2 protein-coding genes are annotated in these 1,315 nt (G+C 40.2%); both read right to left on the bottom strand.

All coding sequences use genetic code 11. From position 1 onward, the window contains the following. Window positions 1–265: 265 nt before the first annotated feature. The gene (locus CIK04_RS28920) at window positions 266–586 is read right to left on the bottom strand and encodes a hypothetical protein (protein ID WP_128824746.1); all 321 of its coding nucleotides are present in this window, start codon (window positions 584–586) and stop codon (window positions 266–268) included. A 315-nt stretch (window positions 587–901) separates the two neighbouring features. Next, window positions 902–1,114: a YkgJ family cysteine cluster protein gene (locus CIK04_RS28910; RefSeq protein WP_325205977.1), complete on the bottom strand. Its 213-nt coding sequence runs from the start codon at window positions 1,112–1,114 to the stop codon at window positions 902–904. Window positions 1,115–1,315: the final 201 nt, after the last annotated feature.

Genomic DNA, 1,315 nt, shown 5'->3' with positions numbered 1-1,315 from the left:
AATACCGAAGCCGCCGCATACCACCTTAATCACTAAAAACAACGCATAGTGGAAATGCCACGCGTTGCGAATCCCTCTTGAACAGTTTGTTAAATGCACTTTATATGCATCGGAACACTTCGGCCATGTGCCAATGCATGCCTTGCAAAATCGGTATTGTCGACCTTGAAACCATGTTTTTCGAAGTATGGAATCTGTTCATTAGAAGAAGTAGTAAGGGTAATTTTATTAATCTTGTTCTCTTTGCAGTATGTTTTGATTGACTTTAAATGCTCTCCAAACACCCAATGATTGAAAAGTGTAGTTCATACACGCGCTCATTTTCCGGCACTGGTTTATATGGGTTGTAGAAACAAACATCTGCAATAAACAAATCATTGGGGTAAGTTCGACAAAGTAGCAATTGGATAAAGTCTTGCCCTTCGATCATCGGATCTTGAATATTTGCATAGCAAAAAGCAATATCTTGAACTACTTTGCGTTTCATTTCTTTCTCTACTGTTTGATAAAGAAATGGGTTTCCTGAGTCAAGTGATGGAGCTAGTTTTCTAGGGTTAACTTTTGCTCCGAATTCAACGTATGACATCCAAGCCTGAGCTCCAATTCAATAAATATCAGGTTCTCTTCGGCTATTTTTCAATATCACTTGGGCCTAAGACTTCAAACTCTAGCTTAGACTCAAACTTGTCAGATATTGCTTTTGTAAAAATACGTCACTTAGTTTCACTTTTATCTCCTTGTGCATTTAACGCCCGGTTAAGGGGCAGCCAACGCCATTACCAAGCTTCCGCATAACACCGTAACCAGAAAACCAAACGCATAATAAAAATAGCCACGCGTTGGCTGTCCCTCTTGAACCGTTTGTTATGGCTAACAACTCACTGATTTATTGGGCAAAACTTTAAGAAAGCACTATACGTTCATCTCGACATTCGTGAGAACCCATTTCGAATTCTCGACAAATCCAAGGGCGATTTTCGTAAATTGTGCACATGAACGTTTCACGATCTAGAGCTGAACACCAACCATCTGACAAACGCAGCAATCGTTTCTCCACCCCATTCATCAAATGCAATGTGCTGCCTCTGGATACACCTGTATCGGTAATGATCATAACCTCCAAACGGCAACAACAAGCATGGCAGTTTGAGCACGATATTCCGGATTGATACATTTTAATTGGGATTGTCATCGAGTTCTTCAGCAAGTTTAATCGCAGAATAGTACTCCAATTTAAACCAATTTACCGACATTAATGATGAACTCAACTTGATAGCCATAACGCCCAATTAAGGTGTGAACCACGCAACCACAC

It is taken from the genome of Vibrio sp. 03_296 (genome assembly GCF_002265885.1).
The sequence above is the reverse complement of the archived record's forward strand: the minus strand, read 5'-3'. Positions and strand labels throughout refer to the sequence as shown.